The organism is Streptomyces sp. ISL-66, from assembly GCF_018614135.1.
In the GTDB taxonomy this organism is placed as follows: domain Bacteria; phylum Actinomycetota; class Actinomycetes; order Streptomycetales; family Streptomycetaceae; genus Streptomyces.
This window is the reverse complement of the sequence record NZ_JAGGOW010000197.1, coordinates 12,607-34,654: the sequence shown is the minus strand read 5'-3', so window position 1 is coordinate 34,654 and position 22,048 is coordinate 12,607. Positions and strand designations below refer to the sequence as shown.

The following is a 22,048-nucleotide window of genomic DNA, read 5'->3' as shown; positions in this document are numbered from 1 at the left end:
GGGTGCGGCCGCCTGGGCCGGGATCGCGGGCGCGGGGGCCGGGGCGGCGGTCCCGGGTGCCGGGGCCTCGGCGGGGCCGCGGCTGATCAGCTCCTGCGGGAGCATCATCAGCGCGCCCGTGCCGCCGCGCGCGGAGGGCCGGAAGGAGACGGTCAGCCCGTGCTTGCGGGCGAGGCGCCCGACGACCGCGAGGCCGAGCCGGGTGCCGGACAGACCGGCCAGGTCCAGCGATTCGGCGGTCACGGCCTGTTCGGCGCGGCGCAGCTGGACCTCGCTCATGACGAGGCCGCTGTCCTCGACGGTGATGATGATCCCGGCCGGCACCTCCTCCACGTAGACGTGGACTTCGGCGGTCGGCGGAGAGAAGTTCGCGGCGTTGTCGAGGAGTTCCGCCAGTGCGTGCATGACGCCCTCGGCGGCGTGCCCGGCGACGGCCGCGTCACTGGTGGAGTGCAGCCGGACGCGCTGGTAGCCGCCGATGCGGCCCATCGCGCCGCGCAGGATCGACTCCATGACGATCGGCTTCGCCCAGCGGCGGCCGGAACGGGCCCCGGTGAGCACGGCGATGGAGTCGGCGAGGCGGCCGGCCTGGGCGGTGCGGTGGTCCAGGTGCAGGAGGTCGGTGAGGACGTCCTCGTCGGCGTGCCGGTGTTCCATCTCGCGGAGGTCGGCGAGCATCCCGGTGGCCAGGGCCTGCATCCGGCCGGCGGCGTTGGCCGCGGCGGCCATGGCGGCGGCCCGGCCCGACTGGGCTCGGCGCAGTTCGCCGGCGAGCCGCTCGCGGGAGGCGCTCTGGGCGGCGGCGAGGCCCTCCAGTTCGGCGGCGTGCGCTTGCGTGAGCTGCTCCAGTGCGGCGGCGTGCTCGTCGGCGAGGCGGGAGCGTTCGGCGGTGTGCGCCGCCGTGTCGCGCGCGGCGTCGGCGATCATCCGGGCGATGTGCCCGTCCCGGGCCGCGAGTTCAGCGCGGAGTTCGGAGATGAGGCCCCGCCGCATCCGGGCGGTGCACGAGGACCAGGTCACGGCGAAGGCCGCGACGGAGAGCAGGAGTACGCCCGAGCCGGAGAACCAGGCGAGGGGAGTGCCGACGGACGAGGGGGCCGCGGCCACCGCCGCCGTGGAGAACGCGCCACCGGCGACTGCGGTGATCAGCAGGGCCAGCGCGGAGGGGCGAAGGGGGGAGGGCGACGCCGTCATCAATCAAAGCCTCATACCGGGCGTAAAGGGAGGAGAAGGGTTCCTGGCAACAAGGCATCACTATAGGAGAGTTGCTGATCGTTTTGGACAGTCTCTGCCAAGTTTCCCACGCGGCTGAGGCCGTTAAAGATCCTTCTATGACCTTTTGCGCTCGGCTTGTTCGGGCAAGGCCGTCGCCATGTGCCCTCGCCATCGCCCCGAGGCGTTCGCGGCGAGCACTCAGGAGGCGTAGCCCTGCCGGCGGTCCCGTCACGAGCCCACCTGGACGGACCGATCATCACATTGCGGTCCATGACATCCTGTGACGTCACAACTCGCCGGACGGGATCGGCGGACGTCCGGGGAATATGGGGAAGGTCCATGAGGCTCTGCTTCCTGGTGGAGGAGAACTACCGCCACGACGGCATGCCGAACGAGGTGGTCCGCCAACTCACGGCGTGGGGCCACCAGGTGGAGGTGCTGCGGCCCGGCGGTTCGCTGCTGCGGATGTGCGACCTGGTCCGCGCCGGGGACCATGACGCCTGGGTGCTCAAAACGGTGTCCGGCGGGCCGGGGCTGACCCTCCTCGAGGCCGCCTCGGCGGCCGGCATGACCACGGTCAACGACGCCCGCTCGATCCGGGGCGTACGGGACAAGGCGCTGGCCGCCGCCATCGGGCGCGGCCGGGGGCTTCCGCTGCCGCCGACGTACGCGGCGGCCCGGCCCGAGCTGCTGGCGCAGATTCCCGCCTCGGAGTACCCGCTGGTCGTCAAGCCCGCCGACGGCAGCTCGGGGCGGGCCGTGCACCTGGTGTCCTCGCCGGAGCGGCTGGCCGCGGTGCTCCCCGAACTGGCGGGCGAGGGCATGCTCGTCGCCCAGCCGTACGTCCCGAACTCGGGCATCGACATCAAGGTCTACGCGGTCGGCGGGGAACTCTTCGCCACCGAACGCCGCTCGCCCCTACACCCGGACCGTGCGGTCCCGGAGCGCCTGGTCCCGCTGTCCGCGGAGATCGCGGAGATCGCCGCCCGGGTCGGGGAGGTCTACGGGCTCGACCTGTACGGGCTGGACGTGCTGCTGGGTCCCGACGGGCCGGTGGTCGTCGACGTGAACGACTTCCCGAGCTTCCGTCAGGTACCGGACGCCGCCGCGCGGGTGGCCCGAGCGGTACTGGGCCTCGCGCGGAGCGGCGGGGCGGGCGGCTCGGGCACGTCCGGCGCGTCCGGCGCGTCCGGCGGCCCGTGGGGCTCCCTGCCCCACGCGGCGACCTGGCTCCCCGCGTCGATCCCGGTGCAGGCGACGGCCAACGGCTCCGTCACGGCCACCGTCACCGCGGCCGGCCCCTCGGCCACGGCCCCCACCCCGGCCCCCACGACGACCGCCGCCGTTGCCGCTGCCCCTGCCGCCACCGCTGCCTCCGCGGCGGGAGACGCCGCATGAGGATCGGCCTGATCACGGACAACCCCGGACATCCGCTGCTGTCGGCCACGGCCGAGCTGCTGCGGGCCTCCGGTCACCGGGTGGAGGTACTGCATCCGGGAACGTCCGAGGAGACCGCCGGGGCACCGGCCGACGTGTACCTCCTCAAGGCACACACCCCGGGCGGACTGAACCTGGCCCGGCGCCTCGAGCTGCGCGGGGCGCCGGTGGTCAACACGGCCGCCGCGACCACCCTGTGCCAGGACCGGACGCTGATGGCGGAGCTGGCGGTCCGCGCCGGGCTGCCGTTCGCGGGGACGCGTACCGTCGGCACGCTCGCGGGATGGGCGGCCGGGGAGGGCCCCGGCGCGCTGCTGCGTTCCCCGGTGGTCGTCAAGAGCCGCCACAACCGCAGGGATGACCTCGTGGCCCGGGTCGACGACCCGGTCGTGCTACGGGAGTTGGTGACGGTGTGGCCCGACGAGCCGGTGGTGGTACAGGAGTTCGCACCGAACAGCGGGTGGGACCACAAACTGTGGGCCGTCGGCGACCGGGTCTTCGCGGCCCTGCGCCGCTCCGAGCTCTCCCCGCAGGGCCGCGGCCCCACCCTTCCGCTGCCGCACCTCCCGGCGGGCTGGGCCGATCTGACGCGACGGGTCGGTGAGGTCTTCGCCCTGGACGTCTACGGCGTGGACATCATCGCCACGGCAGACGGCGCCCCGCTGATCGTGGACGTCAACGCCTTCCCCGGCATCCGCCACCAACCGGGCGCCCCCGAGGCCCTGTCGGAACTCGCCCTGCGCCGGGCCAAAGGCTAGTGGTGTGACCGGATGGGCTCACGAGGTCGCGACACCCGGCACGGCGCCTCGCGGCGAAGGGCCGGGCACGCCTTCCTCGGGCGGACTCGCCGTGGACGGCCTCACCGCGGGGGCGCGACCAGGCCGAACTCGTAGGCGAGGATCACCAGGTGCACCCGGTCGCGTGCGTCGAGTTTGGTGAAGAGCCGTGCGAGGTGGGCCTTGGCGGTGGCCACGCTGATGGTGAGCTCCCCGGCGATCTCCGCATTGGACAGGCCGCGGCCGACGAGGGTCAGGACCTCGCGCTCCCGGTCGGTGATGCCGTCCGCCACCGTCCGGCGGGAGCCCGGGGATCTCCCCGGGCGGAGAGCGGAGGCGGGTTCGGGCCGCGCCGCGAACTCCTCGATGAGACGCCGTGTGACGCTCGGCGCGATGAGGGCGTCTCCGGCGGCGACCACCCGGATCCCGTCGAGGATGGTCTCCAGCGGCATGTCCTTGACGAGGAAGCCGCTCGCGCCGGCCCGGAGCGCACCGTAGACGTACTCGTCGTCGTCGAAGGTGGTGAGGACCAGCACCCGGGTCTTCGACTCCGGATCCGCGTCGATCCGGCGGGTGGCCTCGATCCCGTCCGTCCCGGGCATCCGGATGTCCATGATGGCGACGTCCGGCCGCAGCAGTCGGACCGATTCCACCGCCTCCGCACCGTTCTCGGCCTCCCCGACCACCTCGAGGTCCGGGGTGTCGGCGATGAGGACGCGCAGGCCCGTACGGATCAGCGGCTGGTCGTCGATCAGCACGACACGGATCACCGTCCCGCCTCCACGGGTGTCGGCAGCAGGGCCGCCACGCGGAAACCGCCGTCCGGGCGCGGCCCGGCGCTGAACTCGCCGTGCAGCAGGCCGACTCGTTCCCGCATGCCGACGATGCCGTATCCGGAGCCCGCGACACCGCCCCCGCGGCCGGAGTCGAGGATGTCCACGGCCAGTTCGTCGTGGCGGTAGTCGACGGTCACGCTGCAGTCCCGGGTGCCGGAGTGCCGCACCACGTTGGTGACCGCCTCCTGCACGATGCGGAAGGCCGCCAGGTCTACGTCCGGGGGCAGGTCGCGCCGCTCCCCCCGCCAGCGGACGTCGACCCGGACCCCGGCGGCCGCGCTCGTACCGACCAGTTGGCCGAGGGCGGCGAGACCGGGGAGCGGCTCCAGCGGCGCGGGCCCCTCGCCGCTGCGGCGCAGCGCGCCCAGCATCCGCCGCAGTCCGGCGAGGGTCTCCCTGCTGGTGGCCTCGATGGCGTCGAGAGCCTTGCGCGTCTCGGCGGGCTGGGTGTCCATGACCCGGCTGCCCACGCCGGCCTGGATGGCGATGATGCCGATGCTGTGGGCGACCATGTCGTGCAGTTCCCGGGCGATCCGCAGCCGCTCGGCCGTGATCGCCTGTTGCGTGGCCTGGCTCCGCACCGTGTCCGCGTGCGCCCGGTCCTGATGGACCGTGTTGCCGATCAGCCAGGCGATGGCGACGGTCGACGCGAGGGCGGCCGGTGCCATGGGGTTGTAGGAGTAGCCGTGCCCGAGCTGCCAGAGCGAGTAGCCGGCCAGTGTGGCCACCGGCAGCGCGGCGCCGAGGACCGAAACCTTCCGTGGGCGGGTCGCCGCGGTGTAGCCCACTGCCGCGTCGGCAAGGAAGAAGAGGACGAACGTCGTCTCCCGCACGTCCATCCCGATCGAGAACACGGAGCCGGCGAGCGCGACGGCCACGGCCGCCAGCGGCGCGCGGAACAGCAGCAGCGCGCCCAGGGTGGTGACGACGGCGGTGACCAGGAGCGGCGCGTCCTCGATGTTGCCGTCGTACTGGACCAGATGGCGCAGCTCGTCCGCCCGTTGGAGCGTGCGCATGAGGATGAGCGCCACCCAGAAGGCCGCCACCCACACACCGGGCGGCACGCGTTTGAGCAGGGGTGCGGGAGGAGTGGCGGTCATCGGACGATCTTAACGTTGCTCCCTCGACCGGGCATTGGCCCACGGGCCTAATCCCCCGGGATACCAGCGGGCCCGGCGAGTGTGAACCACCGGCCGATGCCGGCTCGGTGCCCTGCCCGGCAGCGTGGACCCCGTGATCGAAGCCACTCGACTGACCAAGCGGTACGGCGACACCGTCGCCGTCGACAACCTGACCTTCACCGTGGAACCGGGCAAGGTGACCGGCTTCCTCGGCCCGAACGGCGCCGGCAAGTCCACGACGCTGCGGATGATCCTCGGCCTCAACACGCCCACCGGTGGGACCGTCACCGTGGACGGGGTTCCCTTCGCGCACCGTCCTCGCGGACTGCGCCACGTGGGCGCGCTGTTGGACGCCCAGGACGTGCACGGCGGGCGGAGCGCCCGGGCGCACCTGTCCGCCCTGGCCCGGGGCAACCGCATCCCCCTGCCCCGCGTGGACGAGGTCCTGCGGGAGGTCGGGCTGACGAAGGCGGCGGCCCGCCGGATCGGGGGCTTCTCCCTCGGGATGAAGCAGCGCCTCGGCATCGCGGGCGCCCTGCTCGGCGATCCGCCGGTGCTGCTCTTCGACGAGCCCCTGAACGGTCTGGATCCCGAGGGGGTCCTGTGGGTGCGCGGTCTGTTCCGGCGGCTCGCGTCCGAGGGCCGCACCGTCTTCGTCTCCAGTCACATGATGGCCGAGATGGAACACACCGCCGACCGGCTCATCGTCATCGGCAAGGGCCGGCTGATCGCCGACGAGAGCCTCGCGGACTTCTCGGCCCGTAACACCTCCGTGGGCGGCGTGAGCGTGCACACCCCCGCCCTGGCGGCCCTGGAGGCGGTACTGGCCGGCGAGGGGGCGGCGGTGCGGCGGGAGGGCGACCGGGAGGGCCGGGTGACCGGCCTTCCCGCGGCCCGGATCGGCGAACTCGCCCACCGGCACGGAATCGTGCTGCACGAACTCACCACCCACACCTCATCCCTGGAGTCGGCGTTCATGTCCCTCACCGCCGACAGCGTCGAATACCTGGCGGGAGAACCCCGATGAGCACACCGACGTCGTCCCTCACCAGGCCGTCCGAGCGAGCGGCCGAGCCGGCGGCCGGGCTCACCGACCTGCTCGCGGCCGAGTGGATCAAGATGCGCTCGCTCAGGTCGACCTACTGGGTGCTCGCCCTCAGCGCCGTCGTCGCGATCGCGATCAACGTGAACGGCGTCCACTCCGACCTGCCGTACATCGACCAGCCTCACCCCTCGGCAGCCGGCCTTCCCGCCTACGAGTACGACCCGCTGTTCCACGGCCTGGGCGGCATCGCCGCCGACGTCATGGCGCTGGCCGCCGCCAGTTTCGGGGCCATCACCGTCTTCGGCGAGTACACCACCGGAATGATCCGCACCACGTTCGCCGCCGCCCCCGACCGGCGGGCGGTGATCACGGCCAAGGTGGTCGTGGTCACGGCGATCACCCTCGTCCTCGGCCTCGTCGTCTCCGCGACCTCGTTCTTCACCATCAACGCGATGCTGGCCTCCCGCCACGTCGGGCTCTCGATCCACGACCCCGGCTGCCTGCGGGCCGTGGCGGCCTACGCGCTGCTCGTCCCGGTCTGCGCGCTCATCGGGATGGCGTTCGGGGCCGTCCTGCGGCACGCCACGGCCTCGATCGTCGCGGTCGTGGGAGTGCTCCTGATCCTGCCCCTGCTCTTCGGCGGCGAGCGGTACAGGTTCTTGAAGGAGATCGGCAACCACCTGCCGCTCACCGCCCAGGCCCGGCTGGCGCTGAACCCGGACTCCTCCACCAGTCTGGGCGCGCACCCAGGCACGATCACGGGCTCCTGGATCGCGCTCGCCGCCTGGGCGCTCGTCTCGGTGGCCGTCACCCTGACCGTCGTGCGGCGCCGGGACGTCTGAGCGACGCCCGCTAGCGCGCCCCCGCCCCCCTCCCGGTATCCGGCCCGGTCGCCGGTGCCGTTGCCGGTGGCGGCGTCCGGCGGCGGCGCGCCAGGATCACCGAGGCCGCGGCGCCGACCACGGCGAGGAAGGCGCCCCCGACCGCCAGGATCCAGACGGGAATGCCGCCGGCCGTGCGGAGTTCGTCGCTGTACTCGACCTGGCGGTACGGAGTGTCCGCGGCGGTGGCGCGCAGTTCGTGATCACCGTCGATCCGGGACGGCACGGGGAAGCTCTGGTCGATCGCCGTCAGGAACACCGGGGCGCCGCCGGCCAGTTCGGCGACCGCACCCTTCGGGGTGATCCGGCCGGCGAAGGTCACCTCGGGCGCGTCCCCGCCTATCCGGGAAGCGGGTTCCATCCGGTGGTCGGCCAGCACGTAGAGGCCGAGGGACTGTGCGGTCTTCGCCAGCCGCGACAGCCGCATCGGGTAGACGAGCCGGTCGCTGTCGAAGCGGATCAGGAGCGGGTCCAGGGTGCCGTGCAGGGTGGCGCCCTGCTCGCGGGGAACGAGGCGTACGGCGACGTACTCCCAGCGCTGGTCCACGTACGGCTTCAGTTCGGTGGAGAGGCCGTCGGGCAGTTCGAAGCCGTTGGCCTTCAGCCACGCGCGGAGCGCGTCGGGGTCGCTCGCGGTCAGGCGGGCGACGTCGAAGTCACCGAGCCGCTCCCGGCCCACGACGCCGACCCCCGCGTCCCCGCTGCCCGGCGGCGGCGCTCCGGCCATGTCCCTGTCGCCGGAGGTGAAGGGCCAGTCGCCGTGGCGCGGCCAGAAGTACGTTCGGGTCCGGTACTCGGGCCCGGTCAGGTCCGCCAGTTGCGAGAACAGGTCACCGTCGCCGAGGCTCACCGTGGCCCGTCCCGGCACCGGCATGATCCAAGCGGCCCGCTTGGCGTCGCCGCCGACCGTGAACCGCATCGCGATCCGCTCGGTCCGGCCGTCCCAACGCACCGCTGAGGCCTCCCGGGAGACCCCGATCCGGCCCTCGGCGCCCGGCACCATGGCCCCGCAGCCACAGGCGTAGGCGGGGCTGATCAGCGAGCCCAGCTGGGTCGCGAGCAGCGCGAACAGCAGCACGCCGATCCTTCGCCTCGTCCACCGCGGGGCCGCTCGCCCGGTCTTGCACACAGTCGTTCCCATGCGGGCTCAGACGGCGCTCACCTTGTTCCGGTTCCGCCCGGGGCGTCGAGGCGTCCCGGGGATGCCTCCGCCGAGCACGGCCCCGGCGGGTGCCGCGCCGCGAGGTGGCCTCGTGCCGCTGCGGCGCCAGGACCGTGCCGTGGCCCCGGGGACCTTCGCGATGCTGCCCGCCGGCGAGGAGATCACCCCGGCCGATCACGGCACCGGGCCGGCCACGGTCCTCGCCGTCTTCTCGCGGAGCGAGTTCACGGCGGAGCTTCCGCGCGGCGCGGCGAGGGGTGCGGCTGCGGCTGCCAGGGCCACTGACCTGCCGCGGCGCCGCGGGGGGCTCTGGACCGGACGCCGCCCTGATCCCATACTGCTCCCGTGAGAACGACGGAAAAACAGCCCCGCACCAGCCCGCTGGTACCCGACGCGGTAGCGCGGGAGATCGCCCGGCACGACTGGGACTCCGTCGACTGCGGCTGCGGCCGCCCGGCGGGGCATCTCGTGGACACCTTGTGGGACGCGGCCGAGGGACACCCGGCCGCCTTCCACGCGTTGGAGGGCCACGCCTTCCACACCGGCCGGCTCCGGCCGCCCGCCCCGGCGGTGTGCGGGGTGCTGATGGCCGTCTGGTGCGCCGGCCCGCCCCGGCAGTCGACGCGCGAGGCCCTGCTGTGGGCGCTGCTGCGGCTGCTCGGCGCGGAGGACGACGGCACTTCGCACGAGGCCGGGCTATACGGCCAGTGCGCCGCCCACATCCGGGCGGCCCTGCCGAGCCTGCGCGGCGCGCAGGCCCACCGGCCCGACTCCGTCTCGGCGGCGTACGCGAACGGCATCCTCCACCTCCTCGCCCTGGCCGACTGACCCCGGGCCCGACGGCGTCGCCCCCGACCCCGGCGCCGCGAGCCCCGCGCCCTCAAATCCCCAGTCGCGCGAGCGGGCAGGCGGGTGTTCAGCCCGGTGCGGACAGGTGTGGGTTTCCCGGTGGCGGGCGATGCCGAGGCCGGTCAGTGCGCAGCGCGCAGCGCCGTGGCGGTTTCGCCGATGGCCTGCGGCAGCCAGTCGGCGAGTCGGCCGAAGCCGAAGCCGAGGGAGGCGGCCCGGCTGTTGTCCATCGCGTAGGCGCGGTCGAAGGAGAACGGCGAGGCCTCGTCGGACCCGGGGCAGACGATCCGGTGGCGCGGCGCCCGCCCGAGCCGCTCGCCGACGGCCGCGGCCAGCCCGAGGACGTCCAGGTCCCCGTCCGAGGCGGCGTTAACCGGCCCGGTGAACTCCTGCAACCCGGCCCAGTGCAGGAACCGGGCGATCTCCTGGTGGTGGATGAACGAGGTGGGGTACGGGGCCTCGTGCACGGCCACCGGGATCCCGGCGCCGATCCGCTCCACGTAGTGCGCCAAGCGGCCGGTGAATTCCTCCCGGCCGCCGCCGAGCACGTGCGCGGTGCGGACGGCGACCACGCCGAAGGCGGACTCCCGCTCCAGGACGGCCTCGGCCTGCCGCTTGCCCTCGGCGTAGTCGAGGGCCTCGGGGGTGGGCGGCGCCGGGTCGTAGACCTCCATCGTCGAGGTCATGACGTACCGCCCGGTGCGGCCGGCGAAGGCGCGGCGGGCCAGCGATGCCTGCCAGGGGGTGTAGCAGACCTGGTCGAAGACGACGTCGAAGGTGCGCTTCCCCAGCGCCGCGAGCAGCCCCTGCTCGTCGTCGCGGTCGGCCACCAGGTGGGCGACGCCCGGGGGCGGGGGGCCGGAGCCCCGGTTGAGTACGGTCACCTCATTCCCGGCGTCGCGTTCCAGGGTGACCAGGCCCTTGCCGAAGTAGCGGCTGCCGCCGATGACGAGAATCTTGTTCATGCCGAGCACTCTGCCGCTGTACCGTCCCCAGCAGAACCACCGGAATGCTCATTGCGTCGTAAGGCAGACTGATGATCGATGTGCAGCGGCTCCGCATCCTGCGCGCCGTGGCCGAGCACGGCAGCTTCAACAAGGCCGCCGGAGCGCTGCTCCTGACGCCCTCGGCCGTCTCCCAGCACATCGCCGCGCTCGAACGCGGCCTCGGCCATCGGGTCGCGGTGCGCAGTACGCGGGGGATCACGCTCACCGAGCCGGGCCGGCTGCTGGTGGAGGCGGCGGCGGAGACGATATCCGCCGAGCTCGACCAGGTCCGCCACGAGATCGACCGCATCACCGCCGAGCGGCCCCGCCTGACGGTCGCCACCTTCGTGAGCGGGGGCCGGCACCTGCTGCCGCGCGCACTCGCGCGGTTCGTCGCCGCGCATCCGGACGTGGAGCTGACGGTGCTGGAGGCCGAGCCGGAGGACGCGGTGCCGATGGTGCGCAGCGGCGCGGCCGACCTCGCGCTGACCTACCACTTCGACGGGCCGCTGCCGCTCGGGCAGGGGACGGCACTGGACTGGCTGCCGCTGATGGACGACCCGCTGTCGCTGGTCCTGCCGCGCGGTCACCGGCTCGCGGACCGCGCGTCGGTCGCCCTCAGTGAACTCGCCGCGGATCGCTGGGTGTTGGGCTGCCTCAAAACGGAGGCCTATCTGCGCCGGTACGCCGACCGGGCGGGTTTCGACTTGCGGGTGGCGGCCTCCACCACGGACTACTTCTTCGCCCGGTCCCTCGTCGCGGCGGGCGTCGGCGTCGCGCTGATCCCGCACGTCTCGCTGGAGCCCGCCCATCCCGCCGACCCCGCCGACCCCGCCGCCGTGAGCGTCGTACGGGTCGAACCGCCGCGCCCGGCCCGGCACATCGGGGTGGTGACACCGCGCCGACGGCGTCCGCATCCGTACGCGCGGGCGCTTGCCGAGGCGCTGACCGGCGCGGTGGAGCAGTGAGCCACCTGCTCCGCGGACTCGCCGGGAATCCGGCACTGGCACCCGAACTCGTCGGCCACTTGGTCGCGTTGGCCCTGGAGGGCGGGGACGAGGACGAGGACCTCGCCGAGGCGCTGACGGGGCGGACGGACCTCACGGCCGGCCAGGTCCGGGAACTGGCGACGTCCGGCGAGCACAAGGCCCGCGCCGACGCCGCGCGTCATCCCGCGCTGTCCCCGGCGGCTCTCGCGGACCTGCTCGCGCACGCGTGTCCGGACACGGCCGAGGCCGCGGCGGCCAACCCCTCGCTCCCCCGGGCCGTGATGGAGGAGCTCATCGCGCGCGGGCCCGAACGTGCCGGCCGGAGGGCCGGGAACACCCCGCAGGCCCCGGCGGCCGCCCCGTAGCAGGCGGGGCCTCGGTCAGGGCGCGGTCAGAGCCTGGTCCTCCGCGGTCAGGCCCCGGTCCTCCGCGGTCCGGACGGGCTCGCCCTTCGTGACCCTGACGGGGATCCCGCCCGCCGCCTCTTCGAGGCGCGCCTTGAACTCCGCCGACATGGCGCTCGCCTGACTGCTCGTCACCTTCAGCTCCGTGCCGCGTTGGCCGGAGACGGTGTGGATCGGGAAGCCGGCCTTCAGGCGGATGAGTTCGTCGGCGGCGGCGTCGAGGGCCCGCCGGGAGTACGGGCTCAGGTACAGGTCCGCACGGGCCGGGTCCGCTTCCGGGTCCGCCACGTGCGCCGCCGACACCAGGAGCCGGCCGCGTGCGAGGTCGGTGACGCAGAGGGCGACGCGGCCCGCCGGGTGGTCGGTGATCTGGGTGGAGTAGACGTCGGCGAAGGCGCCCCGGCCCTGTTCCCCGACGGCCCGGGAAAGCCGCTCGCCCTCCGGGGTGTTGGCCGGGGTGCCGTCGATCAGCGTCGGCGCCGCGCGCGGCGTGCCGGGGCCGGGTACGGACTCGGGGCACGCCGAGGGCGATGCCAGCCGGATCTCCCCGGCGGACCCGACCTCGTCCCGTTGCACGGCGTTGCCGCAACCGGCGAGCAGTACGGCGGCGCTCACGGACACGACGGCGGTCACGGCCACGGCCCTGTCCACACTCGCGCTGACAACTGCCAGACATTGAGCGGTTGTTCGGTGCATCGTTCGGCGCATCATCGGTCCCCCTCGCATTTCCCGTGCCGGATCCGGCGCGGCTGTGACGCACTGGCCGGTCCACCGGTTCCGCGTGCGGGCTTCCCCGGTCAACCGTTTCCCTCGCCTTCCGGGCTTCCGGTCGGCCCGGCCTCCGGTCGGCCGGCCCCCGGTCGGCCTGCCTCCGGTCGGCTCCCAGGTCCGGCGGCTACCCCGCCGGGGCCGGGCCACACAGCGGGACGGACCGGTGTGTGCGCGGGCGCCATGGCCGGGGCGGGTCCGCGGTTCCTAGGGTCGGTCGGGTCGGCCCGGCCGCACACCGGTCCGGTCGGATGGCCGACGGCGCCGGGCCGGGCGAGCGCACAGGCGCGGGCGAGGGCGAAGGAGGACATGCGATGGGGCTGGACAAGGAGGTCGCGAGTGCGGCCGAGGCGGTGGCGGACGTCTCCACGGGGGCCTCGCTGGCGGTGGGCGGCTTCGGACTGTGCGGAGTCCCCGGCGTGCTGATCGGCGCGCTCCTGGAGCGGGAGGGCGCGGTCGGCCTGGAAGTGGTCTCCAACAACTGCGGGGTCGACGACTGGGGCCTCGGACTGCTGCTGCGCGCGGGCAGGATCGCCCGCATGACCAGCTCCTACGTGGGCGAGAACAAGGAGTTCGCGCGGCAGTACCTGAGCGGCGAGCTGGAGGTGGAACTTGTCGCGCAGGGCACGCTCGCTGAACGACTGCGGGCCGGCGGGGCGGGAATTCCGGCGTTCTACACCCCGGCCGGGGCCGGTACTCAGGCAGCGGAGGGCGGGCTGCCGTGGAGGTACCGGCCCGACGGGGGTGTCGCGGTGGCCTCGCCGCCCAAGGAACTGCGGAGCTGGGGCGGCCGGGAGCACCTCCTGGAGGAGGGGATCACCACCGATTTCGCCCTGGTGCGGGCCGCGGTCGGCGACCGGCACGGCAACCTCGTCTTCCACTCCTCGGCGCGCAACTTCAATCCCCTGGCCGCGATGGCCGGGCGGATCACGATCGCCGAGGTGGAGGAACTGGTCGAGCCGGGCGAGCTGGACCCGGACGCCGTTCACCTACCCGGCGTCTTCGTCCAGCGGGTGCTCCGCGTGCACCCCGGTGACCCGGCGGCCGAGCGGCGCGTCGAACGGCGCACGGTCCGCCCCGACCGCACGGTCCGCCCAGAGCACCCCGTACGTTCACGTGCGGCCGACCAGGAAGGTGGCGTGTGACATGGCCCTTACTCGTGAACAGATGGCGGCCCGCGCCGCGCGCGAGCTGCGGGACGGTACGTACGTGAACCTCGGGATCGGGCTGCCGACCCTCATCCCCAACCACCTCCCGCCGGGGGTCGAGGTGGTGCTCCAGTCGGAGAACGGAATCCTCGGCGTGGGCCCGTACCCGTACTCCGACGAGGTGGACCCGGATCTGATCAACGCGGGCAAGGAAACGGTCACGGTGGTACCGGGGGCCTCGTTCTTCGACTCGGCGCTGTCCTTCGGCATGATCCGCGGCGGGCACGTCGACGCCGCCGTCCTCGGAGCGATGCAGGTGTCCGCCTCGGGCGACCTGGCCAACTGGATGATCCCCGGAAAGATGGTCAAGGGGATGGGCGGCGCGATGGACCTGGTGCACGGCGCGCGCCGGGTGATCGTGCTCATGGAGCACGCCGCGAAGGACGGCACGCCCAAGCTCGTGGAACGCTGCACGCTGCCGCTGACCGGGCGGGCCGTCGTGCAGCGGGTGATCACCGAGCTCGCGGTCGTCGACATCACCCCCGAGGGCTTCCTGCTGACCGAACTCGCCCCGGGGGTCGGCCTGGACGAGGTCCGCGCGGCGACGGGGGCCGAGCTGAGGGTGGCCGCGGAGCTGGACGGACGCACGGGGGTGTAGGACGCGTCGGTCACGCGGCTCACCTACGTCACGTGGACTCGAAAGCCTCCGGTTAGCAGTGGCCCGGCGGGTCCCACAACCCCTGTGGACCGGTCAAGCGGTGGCTGGATTGTGTCGCTCCGTGCCATGCCACCGCGGCCGGGGCCGCTCCTACCGTGACGGAACCGCGGGTCTCGGCCGAAGGCCGAAGGCCCGTGCACCACCCGTCACCCCCGAGGAGCCGCCATGTCCGCGCGCCGCCGCACACCGTCCGGATCCCCGCCCGCAGCCCCGCCGGGATCCCCGCCCCGATCGCCGTACGGACCCCCGCCCGGCGGCGGGAGCCCGTACGGCCGCCCACGCCCCCGCCCGCTCCTCGCGCGGCTGCTCGCACGGGTCCTCGTACGGGTCCTCGCGCTCGTGCTGCTGGCCGCCGGCGGCGTCCTGGCCGGGCCCCTCGCCCCCGCCGGCGCGGCCGTCTCCCTCCAGCAGATCAGCGGCTTCGGCGCCAATCCGGGGCAGCTGGCCATGTACGTGTACCGCCCGGCTTCCCTCCCGGCCGACCCGCCCGTGGTGGTGGCACTGCACGGCTGCACGCAGAACGCCCTGACCTACGCGGACAACTCCGGCCTGCCCGAACTCGCCGACCGCAGGGGCTTCGTGCTCGTCTTCGCGGAGACCACGTCCGCGAACAACCCCAACAAGTGCTTCAACTGGTTCCAGACGACCGACAACCGGCGCGGCCAGGGCGAGGCCGCCTCCATCCGGCAGATGGTCGCCTACGCGCGCTCGGCCTACTCCACGGATCCCGCCCGCACCTTCGTCACCGGCCTGTCCGCCGGCGGGGCCATGACCTCGGTGATGCTCGCGGCCTACCCGGACGTGTTCGCGGCCGGGGCGGTGGTGGCCGGACTTCCCTACGACTGCACCAAGGACACGGGGCCCTACACCTGTATGAGCCCCGGCGTGGACAAGAGTCCGGCCGCCTGGGCGCAGCTGGTTCGCGACGCGCATCCGGCCTGGACCGGCCCCTGGCCGCGGGTGGCCATCTGGCACGGGGACGCGGACACCACCGTCGCCCCGCGCAACGCCGACGAACTGCGCGACCAGTGGACCGCGCTGCACGGTCTGTCGCAGACTCCGGGCCGCACGTCGGCCATCGGTCCCGACGCCACCCGGCGCGAGGAGTACCTCGCCGGGGACGGCACGGTGGCCGTCGAGGTGGACCGGGTCCCCGGCATCGGGCACGGCACCCCCGTGGACCCGGGCTCCGGCCCCGAACAGTGCGGCCGCACCGGGGCCCCGTACTTCCTCGCCTCGATCTGCTCGAGCCACTGGATCTCGGCCTTCTTCGGTCTGGACGGTTCCGGTCCGGGCCCCGGGCCCGGCCCCGGTGATCTGCCCGCGCCCACCGGCCTGGTCTCCACCGGTGTCACCGACACCGGCGTCACCCTCAGCTGGAACGAGGTGGCGGGCGCCTCCGGCTACGCGGTGTTCCGGGACGGGGCCCAGGTCGCCACCCCGTCCGCGCCCCCGTACACGGACACCGGTCTCGCCGCCGGTACGAGCCACACGTACACGGTGGCGGCCCGGGACGGCGCGGGGACGGCCGGCACCCGCTCGGCGCAGGTCACGGTGAGCACGACGGGCGCGGCCGCGGTGTGCTGGAGGGGAGTGGACAACTACCAGCAGGTGCGGGCGGGACGGGCCACGACCGACGGGGGCTACGTGTACGCCAAGGGCTCCCACCAGAACATGGGCCTCTACAACGTCTTCGTCACCCACACCCTGAAGGAGGCGCCCGTCGGCTACTTCGTCATCGCCGATGCCGCCTGCCCCTGAGCCTCTGATCCTCTGAGCCTCGGAGTCCCTGAGCCCCTGAGCCCCGGCACCCACGCGCCCGTCATGGCGCCCGTCCCCACCGGGGCGGCCGCGAACATGGCGGGCGCAGCCGTGTCGGCGCCGACGCACCGGCCCGTAGCCTCCGGCCCAGTCCCCCGTCCGCCGCCCTCTGGAGGTTCCCCTATGCCACCGGCCGTCCGTCCCGTCACCACGACCAAGCAGGCAGCGAGGGCAGCCGTCACAGCGGGCGTGGCCGCCGTGACCGTCCTCGCCGCGGCCCTGCTGACGCTCACCGCACCCCCGGCCCGCGCCACCGCCACCCCCACCCCCACCACCTCCACCAGCGCCCCCGACTCCCACTGCGCGCGCCGCGCCCAGCTCCGCGTACCCGGTGCGGAGCACCAACAGTCCGACTGCGTCGAGGAGTTGACGACCGCCGGGACCACGGCTTCCGGCCACACCGATCCGGCCGACTGGGCCGGCCTCACCCCCAAGGACCTGGCCGTCCCCACCGGCGTGCCGGGCATCCAGATCGACGGCTACTTCCCCGACACCTCGACCTCCAACACCAACCACGGCTGGAACCACGACGCGCAGTTCGTGATCCGCCTCCCCGACCACTGGAACGGCGGGCTCGTCGTCGCCGGATCCCCGGGCGTGCGCGAGCAGTACGCCAACGACCGGGCCATCGGCGACTGGGTGCTCTCGCGCGGATACGCCTTCGCCGCCACCGACAAGGGCAACACCGGTGTCGCCTTCCACCGGGACGGCCGGGCGCCCGGCGACGCCGTCGCCGAGTGGAACACCCGGGTCACCCAGCTCACCCGGGCCGCGCGCGCGGTCGTCGCGCAGCGCTACCACCGCCCGCCGTCCCGCACCCTGGCGACCGGCATGTCCAACGGCGGGTACCTCGTGCGCTGGCAGCTGGAGAACCATCCGGAGCTGTACGACGGCGGGGTGGACTGGGAGGGCACACTGTGGCGGGCCGACGGCCCGAACCTCCTCACCTTCCTGCCCCCCGCCCTGGCCGCCTACCCCGTGTACGCGGCCGGCGGGCCGGGGGCCGAGCAGGCCCACGCGGCCATGACCGCCGCCGGCTTCCCGGCCGGTTCGGAGTTCCTGTGGCCCTTCCACCACGGCTACTACTGGGACCTCACCCAGCGGATCTACCGCGAGGAACTCGACCCGGACTTCGACGGCCCCACCGAAGCCGGCACTCCCTTCTGCCCGCCCGGCATCCCCGGCGGCCCCGCCTGCGACGCCGACTACGCCTACGCCGACCGCCCCGCGGAAGTCCGCCGCGCCGTCGCGAAGATCGCGCTCACCGGTCGGATCGGCAAACCGCTGGTCACCCTGCACGGCACCCTCGACGTGCTGCTCCCCATCTCGAAGGATTCCGACGTCTACGCCGAGATGGTCCGCCGGGCCGGCCGTGCCGAGCTGCTGCGCTACTACCGCATCGAGGGCGGCACCCACGTGGACTCCCTCGTCGACGCCTACCCCGACCGGCTGCGTCCCCTCACGCCCTGCCACCGCGCCGCCTTCACCGCACTGGAGGACTGGATCGGCCGCGGCGTGCGGCCCCCTCTCGGCCACACGGTCCCCCGGGACCCCGCCGCCGACCCGGCGACCCTGCTGACCAGCTGCCCGCTCGGCGGCTGACGGCGGCAGCCGGCCAAACGCCCGGCGGAAGCCGCGACTGCCGACGGGCACGTACGACGACGGGCACGCATGACGACAGACACGTACGACGACGGCCGCCGTCATGGCGTCGGACTCCATACGGACGGGGCCGAGTATGGGCCGGGACACCGTGGGCGCCGCCCCGGCCCGTCCCTACGCTTCGAGCCATGACCAGCGAATCTCCTTCCCTCCCGCAACTGCGGGGCCGCGTCGCCCTGGTGACGGGCGGCGCCAGCGGCATCGGCCGGGCCTGCGCCGTGGCCCTGGCCGAGGCCGGGGCCACCGTGCACGTGGTGGACCTCGACGAGACGGCGGCCAAGGCCGTCGCCGCCCTCGTGGGCGGCCACGCCCACGTCGCCGATCTGGCCGATCCCGCCGTCATCGGGGGGCTGCCCCGCGCCGTCGACATCCTGGTCAACAGCGCCGGACTCCAGCACGTCGCCCCGATCACCGAGTTCCCGCCCGAGCGCTTCGCCCTGATCCAGCAGGTGATGGTCACCGCGCCCTTCCTCCTGCTGCGCCACGTGCTGCCGCACATGTACGGCGCCGGCTGGGGCCGGGTCGTGAACATCTCCAGCGTCCACGGGCTGCGGGCCAGCGCGTACAAGTCGGCCTACGTCGCGGCCAAGCACGCGCTGGAGGGCCTCAGCAAGGTCACGGCCATCGAGGCCGCCCCGTACGGGGTCACCAGCAACTGCATCAGCCCCGGCTACGTCCGCACCCCCCTGGTCGAGGGCCAGATCCGGGACCAGGCCGCCGCGCACGGCATCGGCGAGGGCGACGTGGTCTCCGAGGTGCTGCTGACCCGGTCCCCGATCAAGCGGCTGATCGAGCCCGAGGAGGTCGCGGCGGCCGCCGTCTGGCTGTGCGGCCCGCACACCGGCTACGTCACGGGCTCCTCGCTGCCCCTGGACGGCGGCTGGGGCGCCAGCTGACCCCGTCCGGGGACAGGCCCGGGCGGCCCGCCACCTGTGGCGGGCAGCGCCGCTGGTACGCGTTCCTCGGCGACGAGACCGGCGCCCCGGCGACCCGGCGCGCGGAGGGCTGACCGGTTGCTCAGGGGGTGCTTGGAGGGGCCGGGCGGGCGCGGGTTACCATATGAGCGCCGCCTAGCTCGAAAGATAATTCTGTGACTGTCAATGACGACGCGTTCACCAACTGGAAGAACCGCGAGAAGATCGCGGAGTCGATGATCCCGGTCATCGGGAAGCTGCACCGGGAGCAGGACGTCACGGTCCTCCTCCACAGCCGCTCCTTGGTGAACAAGTCCGTGGTCAGCATTCTGAAGACCCACCGATTCGCCCGCCAGATCGCCGGTGAGGAACTCTCGGTCACCGAGACGATGCCGTTCCTGCAGGCGCTCACCACGCTGGACCTCGGTCCCTCGCAGATCGACATCGGCCTGCTCGCCTCGGCGTACGCGGCCGACGACCGCGGTCTGTCGGTGGAGGAGTTCACCGCCGGGGCCGTCTCGGGCGCCACGGGTGCGAACAAGATCGAGCGCGGCGAGTCGCGCGACGTGGTCCTCTACGGCTTCGGCCGCATCGGACGCCTCGTCGCCCGCCTGCTCATCGAGAAGGCCGGCTCCGGCAACGGTCTGCGCCTGCGTGCCATCGTCGTCCGCCAGGGCGGCGACCAGGACATCGTCAAGCGCGCCTCGCTGCTGCGCCGCGACTCGATCCACGGCCAGTTCCAGGGCACGATCACCGTTGACGAGGCGACCAGCACGATCATCGCCAACGGCAACGAGATCAAGGTGATCTACGCCAACGACCCGTCCGAGGTCGACTACACGGCGTACGGCATCAAGGACGCCATCCTCATCGACAACACCGGCAAGTGGCGCGACCGCGAGGGGCTGTCCAAGCACCTGCGCCCCGGTGTCGAGAAGGTCGTCCTGACGGCTCCGGGCAAGGGCGACGTCCCCAACATCGTGCACGGCGTCAACCACGACACGATCAAGCCGGACGAGCGGATCCTGTCCTGCGCCTCCTGCACCACCAACGCGATCGTCCCGCCGCTGAAGGCGATGGCGGACGAGTACGGCGTCCTGCGCGGCCACGTGGAGACCGTCCACTCGTTCACCAACGACCAGAACCTGCTGGACAATTACCACAGCGCCGACCGTCGCGGCCGCTCCGCGCCGCTCAACATGGTCATGACCGAGACCGGCGCCGCCTCCGCCGTCGCCAAGGCGCTGCCCGACCTGAAGGCCCCGATCAGCGGCAGCTCGATCCGCGTCCCGGTGCCGGACGTCTCGATCGCGATCCTCAGCCTGCGCCTGGGCCGCGAGACCAACCGCGAAGAGGTCCTCGACTACCTGCGCGACGTGTCGCTGACCTCGCCGCTGCGCCGCCAGATCGACTTCACCAACGCTCCCGACGCGGTCTCCAGCGACTTCATCGGCTCGCGCCACGCCTCGATCGTCGACGCCGGCGCCACCAAGGTCGACGGCGACAACGCGATCCTCTACCTCTGGTACGACAACGAGTTCGGCTACTCGTGCCAGGTCGTCCGGGTCGTCCAGCACGTCTCCGGCGTGGAGTACCCGACCTACCCGGCCCCGGCGGCCTGATCCCGCCCGGACCCGCACGTCCGGATGCCCCCGCGCGACCACAGGCCGCTCGGGGGCATCCGCGCGTCCGGAACACCGGGCCCGCGGGGGTCAGAGCCAGGCGGGGCGGTCGGTCCCCCACCGGGACGGTCCGTGCTCCCATTCCCGGCCCCCGAGCGGCGACACCGCGTACCGCAGCGTCCCGTATCCCGATCCGGTCTCGCGCAGCCACGGCTCCGGGGCGTAACCGGGAACGGCCCGGCCGGCCCCCGGTACGTCACGGACCAGCCACGACGCCGTGCCGGCGAGGGAGAACCGCAGCGCCCTCCCGCCGCCCCGCGCGAGGGCCCGTAGGACACCGGCCGCCGCCAGATAGCCCGTTCCGTGGTCAAGGGCCTGCGCCGGCAGCACTCCGGGACCGCGCTCGTCGCCGCAGGCCGCGGAGATCCCGTACCCCGCCTGCACGAGCGAGTCGAACCCCCTGCGGTCCGACCAGGGGCCCCGCCACCCCCACGCGCACAACTGCGCCACCACCAACCCCGGGCGCCTCGCGAGCAGTTCGTCCGCCCCCAGCCCGTACCGCTCCAGCGCTCCCGGCCGGTACCCCGTCACCACGACATCGGCCCCGTCGAGCAGCCGCTCGAACTCCGCCCGGTCCCGCGCGTCCCCCAGGTCGAGCAGCGCGGACCGCTTGCCGAAGCCGGTATCCGCGTACGCGTCCCCGGACTCCTCCAGAGCCGGAGAGTCGATGCGCAGCACGTCCGCGCCCAGCAGCCCGAGCGTCCGCGTGGCCACCGGTCCGGCGATGACCCGGGTCAGGTCCAGCACCCGCACCCCGGCCATCGGCCGCGCCCCGGCCCCCGCGGCCGCGCCGGTGCCCGCTCCGAGGGGCCGCCCGAGTCCCCCCGACTCCTGCACTTCCACCAGGGGTTGCGGGGCTCCGTACGAGTCGGCCACGGCCACGGCCAGGCCGCCCCCCGCGTACACCGCTTCCTGTACGTCCACCGCCGACCGCCGGGAGATCTGCTCGGCCACGCCTTCCGGGGTCCCGGCCGCCAGAACCCGTACCAGCGCGGCCTCGTGGTGCGGGTAGTTCGCGTGCGTCCGCACCCATCCGTCGGCCGCCCGCCAGAAGCCGGACAGCGGAGCGAACGCCACCGGCGCCCGCCCCTCCACCCGCAGGTGCCGCTCGCTGACGAACGCCGTGGCCACGGCCCCCTCGTCGACCACCAGCGGAGCCACGTCGTCCGCTCCGCGACCGGCCCGTACGGCGGCCAGCTCCGCCGCGGCGAGCGCACACACGCCCACGGTGGCCCGCGCGAGTTCGCGTACGGGCAGCGGCCCGTCCCCCAGCCCGCTCGCACCCCGGTAGGCGACCCGCCCCACCAACTCCCCGACCCCACCCAGCGCGGCCCAGGCCTGCGCGGTCCCACCGTCATATCGCGTCATGGGGTCCATCCTGCGCTGGTCCGCGCCCGGTTCGCGCCCCGGGTCGCGCCCGGTTCGCGCCCGGTGAACGAGCGGGGCGGCGCCCCCCTCGGGCCCGGGGCGGGGCGGCCGTTCCCCGATCGGGCGATGTGTCGTTCCAGGGCGTCTCGTATTCGCCCGCCAGGCGTTACACGACCCGGAACATGATCAGCGCCTCGGCGGTCTCATCCGTCCGTCGCGCCGCAGGCCGGCGCGTGCGGACCGGGGGGCGGCCGACGGCCCGCACG

At 73.7% G+C, this 22,048-nt stretch carries 21 protein-coding genes; 14 read left to right on the top strand and 7 right to left on the bottom strand.

Annotation, left to right across the window (positions count from 1 at the left end):
* Positions 1 to 1,194, bottom strand: a 1,194-nt coding sequence (locus tag J7E97_RS32295; RefSeq protein WP_215034669.1) for a sensor histidine kinase KdpD, incomplete at its 3' end; no start/stop codon positions are given.
* Positions 1,195 to 1,554: 360 nt separating this feature from the next.
* Here J7E97_RS32295 and J7E97_RS32290 point away from each other — a divergent pair.
* Entirely contained in the window at positions 1,555 to 2,613 is a 1,059-nt protein-coding gene (locus J7E97_RS32290) for a RimK family alpha-L-glutamate ligase (RefSeq protein WP_215034667.1), read from the top strand.
* Positions 2,610 to 3,410: a RimK family alpha-L-glutamate ligase gene (locus J7E97_RS32285; protein ID WP_215034665.1), complete on the top strand. Its 801-nt coding sequence runs from the start codon at positions 2,610 to 2,612 to the stop codon at positions 3,408 to 3,410. The genes J7E97_RS32290 and J7E97_RS32285 overlap by 4 nt, the downstream gene beginning before the upstream one ends.
* Before the next feature lie 101 nt (positions 3,411 to 3,511).
* Here the strand turns inward: J7E97_RS32285 and J7E97_RS32280 are convergent, their stop codons facing one another.
* Both J7E97_RS32280 and J7E97_RS32275 read right to left on the bottom strand, forming a co-directional pair.
* Positions 3,512 to 4,198 carry a response regulator transcription factor gene (locus J7E97_RS32280; protein ID WP_215034663.1) on the bottom strand — a complete coding sequence of 229 codons (687 nt, stop codon included), beginning with the start codon at positions 4,196 to 4,198 and terminating at the stop codon, positions 3,512 to 3,514.
* On the bottom strand, positions 4,195 to 5,364 hold the full coding sequence (locus tag J7E97_RS32275) for a sensor histidine kinase (RefSeq protein WP_215034661.1): 1,170 nt from the start codon (positions 5,362 to 5,364) through the stop codon (positions 4,195 to 4,197). Before J7E97_RS32275 ends, J7E97_RS32280 begins: the two co-directional genes overlap by 4 nt.
* Positions 5,365 to 5,497: 133 nt before the next feature.
* On the opposite strand from J7E97_RS32275, the gene J7E97_RS32270 reads away from it, so the two are divergent.
* Both J7E97_RS32270 and J7E97_RS32265 read left to right on the top strand, forming a co-directional pair.
* Positions 5,498 to 6,412 (top strand): ABC transporter ATP-binding protein, encoded by a 915-nt coding sequence (locus J7E97_RS32270; RefSeq protein WP_215034659.1) that lies wholly within the window; start codon positions 5,498 to 5,500, stop codon positions 6,410 to 6,412.
* Positions 6,409 to 7,272, top strand: coding sequence for an ABC transporter permease subunit (locus tag J7E97_RS32265; protein ID WP_215034657.1), 864 nt, complete (start codon positions 6,409 to 6,411; stop codon positions 7,270 to 7,272). Before J7E97_RS32270 ends, J7E97_RS32265 begins: the two co-directional genes overlap by 4 nt.
* 10 nt (positions 7,273 to 7,282) lie before the next feature.
* On the opposite strand, the gene J7E97_RS32260 is transcribed toward J7E97_RS32265, so the two are convergent.
* Positions 7,283 to 8,383, bottom strand: a complete 1,101-nt coding sequence (locus J7E97_RS32260) for a DUF2330 domain-containing protein (RefSeq protein WP_251055481.1) — start codon at positions 8,381 to 8,383, stop codon at positions 7,283 to 7,285.
* A gap of 181 nt (positions 8,384 to 8,564) precedes the next feature.
* Here J7E97_RS32260 and J7E97_RS32255 point away from each other — a divergent pair, with 181 nt between their 5' ends.
* Both J7E97_RS32255 and J7E97_RS32250 read left to right on the top strand, forming a co-directional pair.
* A complete protein-coding gene (locus tag J7E97_RS32255; protein WP_215034653.1) occupies positions 8,565 to 8,822 on the top strand; it encodes a hypothetical protein in 258 nt (85 codons plus the stop codon).
* Positions 8,819 to 9,301: a hypothetical protein gene (locus tag J7E97_RS32250; protein WP_215034651.1), complete on the top strand. Its 483-nt coding sequence runs from the start codon at positions 8,819 to 8,821 to the stop codon at positions 9,299 to 9,301. The genes J7E97_RS32255 and J7E97_RS32250 overlap by 4 nt, the downstream gene beginning before the upstream one ends.
* Before the next feature lie 143 nt (positions 9,302 to 9,444).
* Here the strand turns inward: J7E97_RS32250 and J7E97_RS32245 are convergent, their stop codons facing one another.
* Entirely contained in the window at positions 9,445 to 10,287 is an 843-nt protein-coding gene (locus tag J7E97_RS32245; RefSeq protein ID WP_215034649.1) for a reductase, read from the bottom strand.
* Between the two features lie 71 nt (positions 10,288 to 10,358).
* On the opposite strand from J7E97_RS32245, the gene J7E97_RS32240 reads away from it, so the two are divergent.
* On the top strand, positions 10,359 to 11,276 hold the full coding sequence (locus tag J7E97_RS32240; protein ID WP_215034647.1) for a LysR family transcriptional regulator: 918 nt from the start codon (positions 10,359 to 10,361) through the stop codon (positions 11,274 to 11,276).
* Complete coding sequence (locus J7E97_RS32235) at positions 11,273 to 11,662, top strand: hypothetical protein (protein WP_215034645.1); 390 nt, start codon at positions 11,273 to 11,275, stop codon at positions 11,660 to 11,662. The genes J7E97_RS32240 and J7E97_RS32235 overlap by 4 nt, the downstream gene beginning before the upstream one ends.
* A 15-nt stretch (positions 11,663 to 11,677) precedes the next feature.
* Here the strand turns inward: J7E97_RS32235 and J7E97_RS32230 are convergent, their stop codons facing one another.
* Complete coding sequence (locus J7E97_RS32230) at positions 11,678 to 12,340, bottom strand: hypothetical protein (RefSeq protein ID WP_215034643.1); 663 nt, start codon at positions 12,338 to 12,340, stop codon at positions 11,678 to 11,680.
* Positions 12,341 to 12,783: 443 nt separating this feature from the next.
* Here J7E97_RS32230 and J7E97_RS32225 point away from each other — a divergent pair, with 443 nt between their 5' ends.
* From J7E97_RS32225 to J7E97_RS32200, 6 genes are all read left to right on the top strand, one after another.
* Positions 12,784 to 13,614 carry a CoA transferase subunit A gene (locus J7E97_RS32225; RefSeq protein ID WP_215034641.1) on the top strand — a complete coding sequence of 277 codons (831 nt, stop codon included), beginning with the start codon at positions 12,784 to 12,786 and terminating at the stop codon, positions 13,612 to 13,614.
* Position 13,615: 1 nt separating this feature from the next.
* Complete coding sequence (locus J7E97_RS32220) at positions 13,616 to 14,275, top strand: CoA transferase subunit B (RefSeq protein WP_215034639.1); 660 nt, start codon at positions 13,616 to 13,618, stop codon at positions 14,273 to 14,275.
* Between the two features lie 225 nt (positions 14,276 to 14,500).
* Positions 14,501 to 16,096: a PHB depolymerase family esterase gene (locus J7E97_RS32215; protein WP_215034637.1), complete on the top strand. Its 1,596-nt coding sequence runs from the start codon at positions 14,501 to 14,503 to the stop codon at positions 16,094 to 16,096.
* Positions 16,097 to 16,279: 183 nt separating this feature from the next.
* Positions 16,280 to 17,758 (top strand): 3-hydroxybutyrate oligomer hydrolase family protein, encoded by a 1,479-nt coding sequence (locus J7E97_RS32210; RefSeq protein WP_215034635.1) that lies wholly within the window; start codon positions 16,280 to 16,282, stop codon positions 17,756 to 17,758.
* 188 nt (positions 17,759 to 17,946) lie between these two features.
* Positions 17,947 to 18,714 carry a 3-hydroxybutyrate dehydrogenase gene (locus J7E97_RS32205; protein ID WP_215034633.1) on the top strand — a complete coding sequence of 256 codons (768 nt, stop codon included), beginning with the start codon at positions 17,947 to 17,949 and terminating at the stop codon, positions 18,712 to 18,714.
* A 194-nt stretch (positions 18,715 to 18,908) separates the two neighbouring features.
* Positions 18,909 to 20,354, top strand: coding sequence for a glyceraldehyde-3-phosphate dehydrogenase (locus J7E97_RS32200; RefSeq protein ID WP_215034631.1), 1,446 nt, complete (start codon positions 18,909 to 18,911; stop codon positions 20,352 to 20,354).
* Positions 20,355 to 20,444: 90 nt separating this feature from the next.
* On the opposite strand, the gene J7E97_RS32195 is transcribed toward J7E97_RS32200, so the two are convergent.
* Complete coding sequence (locus J7E97_RS32195; protein ID WP_215034629.1) at positions 20,445 to 21,782, bottom strand: CoA transferase; 1,338 nt, start codon at positions 21,780 to 21,782, stop codon at positions 20,445 to 20,447.
* Positions 21,783 to 22,048 lie beyond the last annotated feature (266 nt).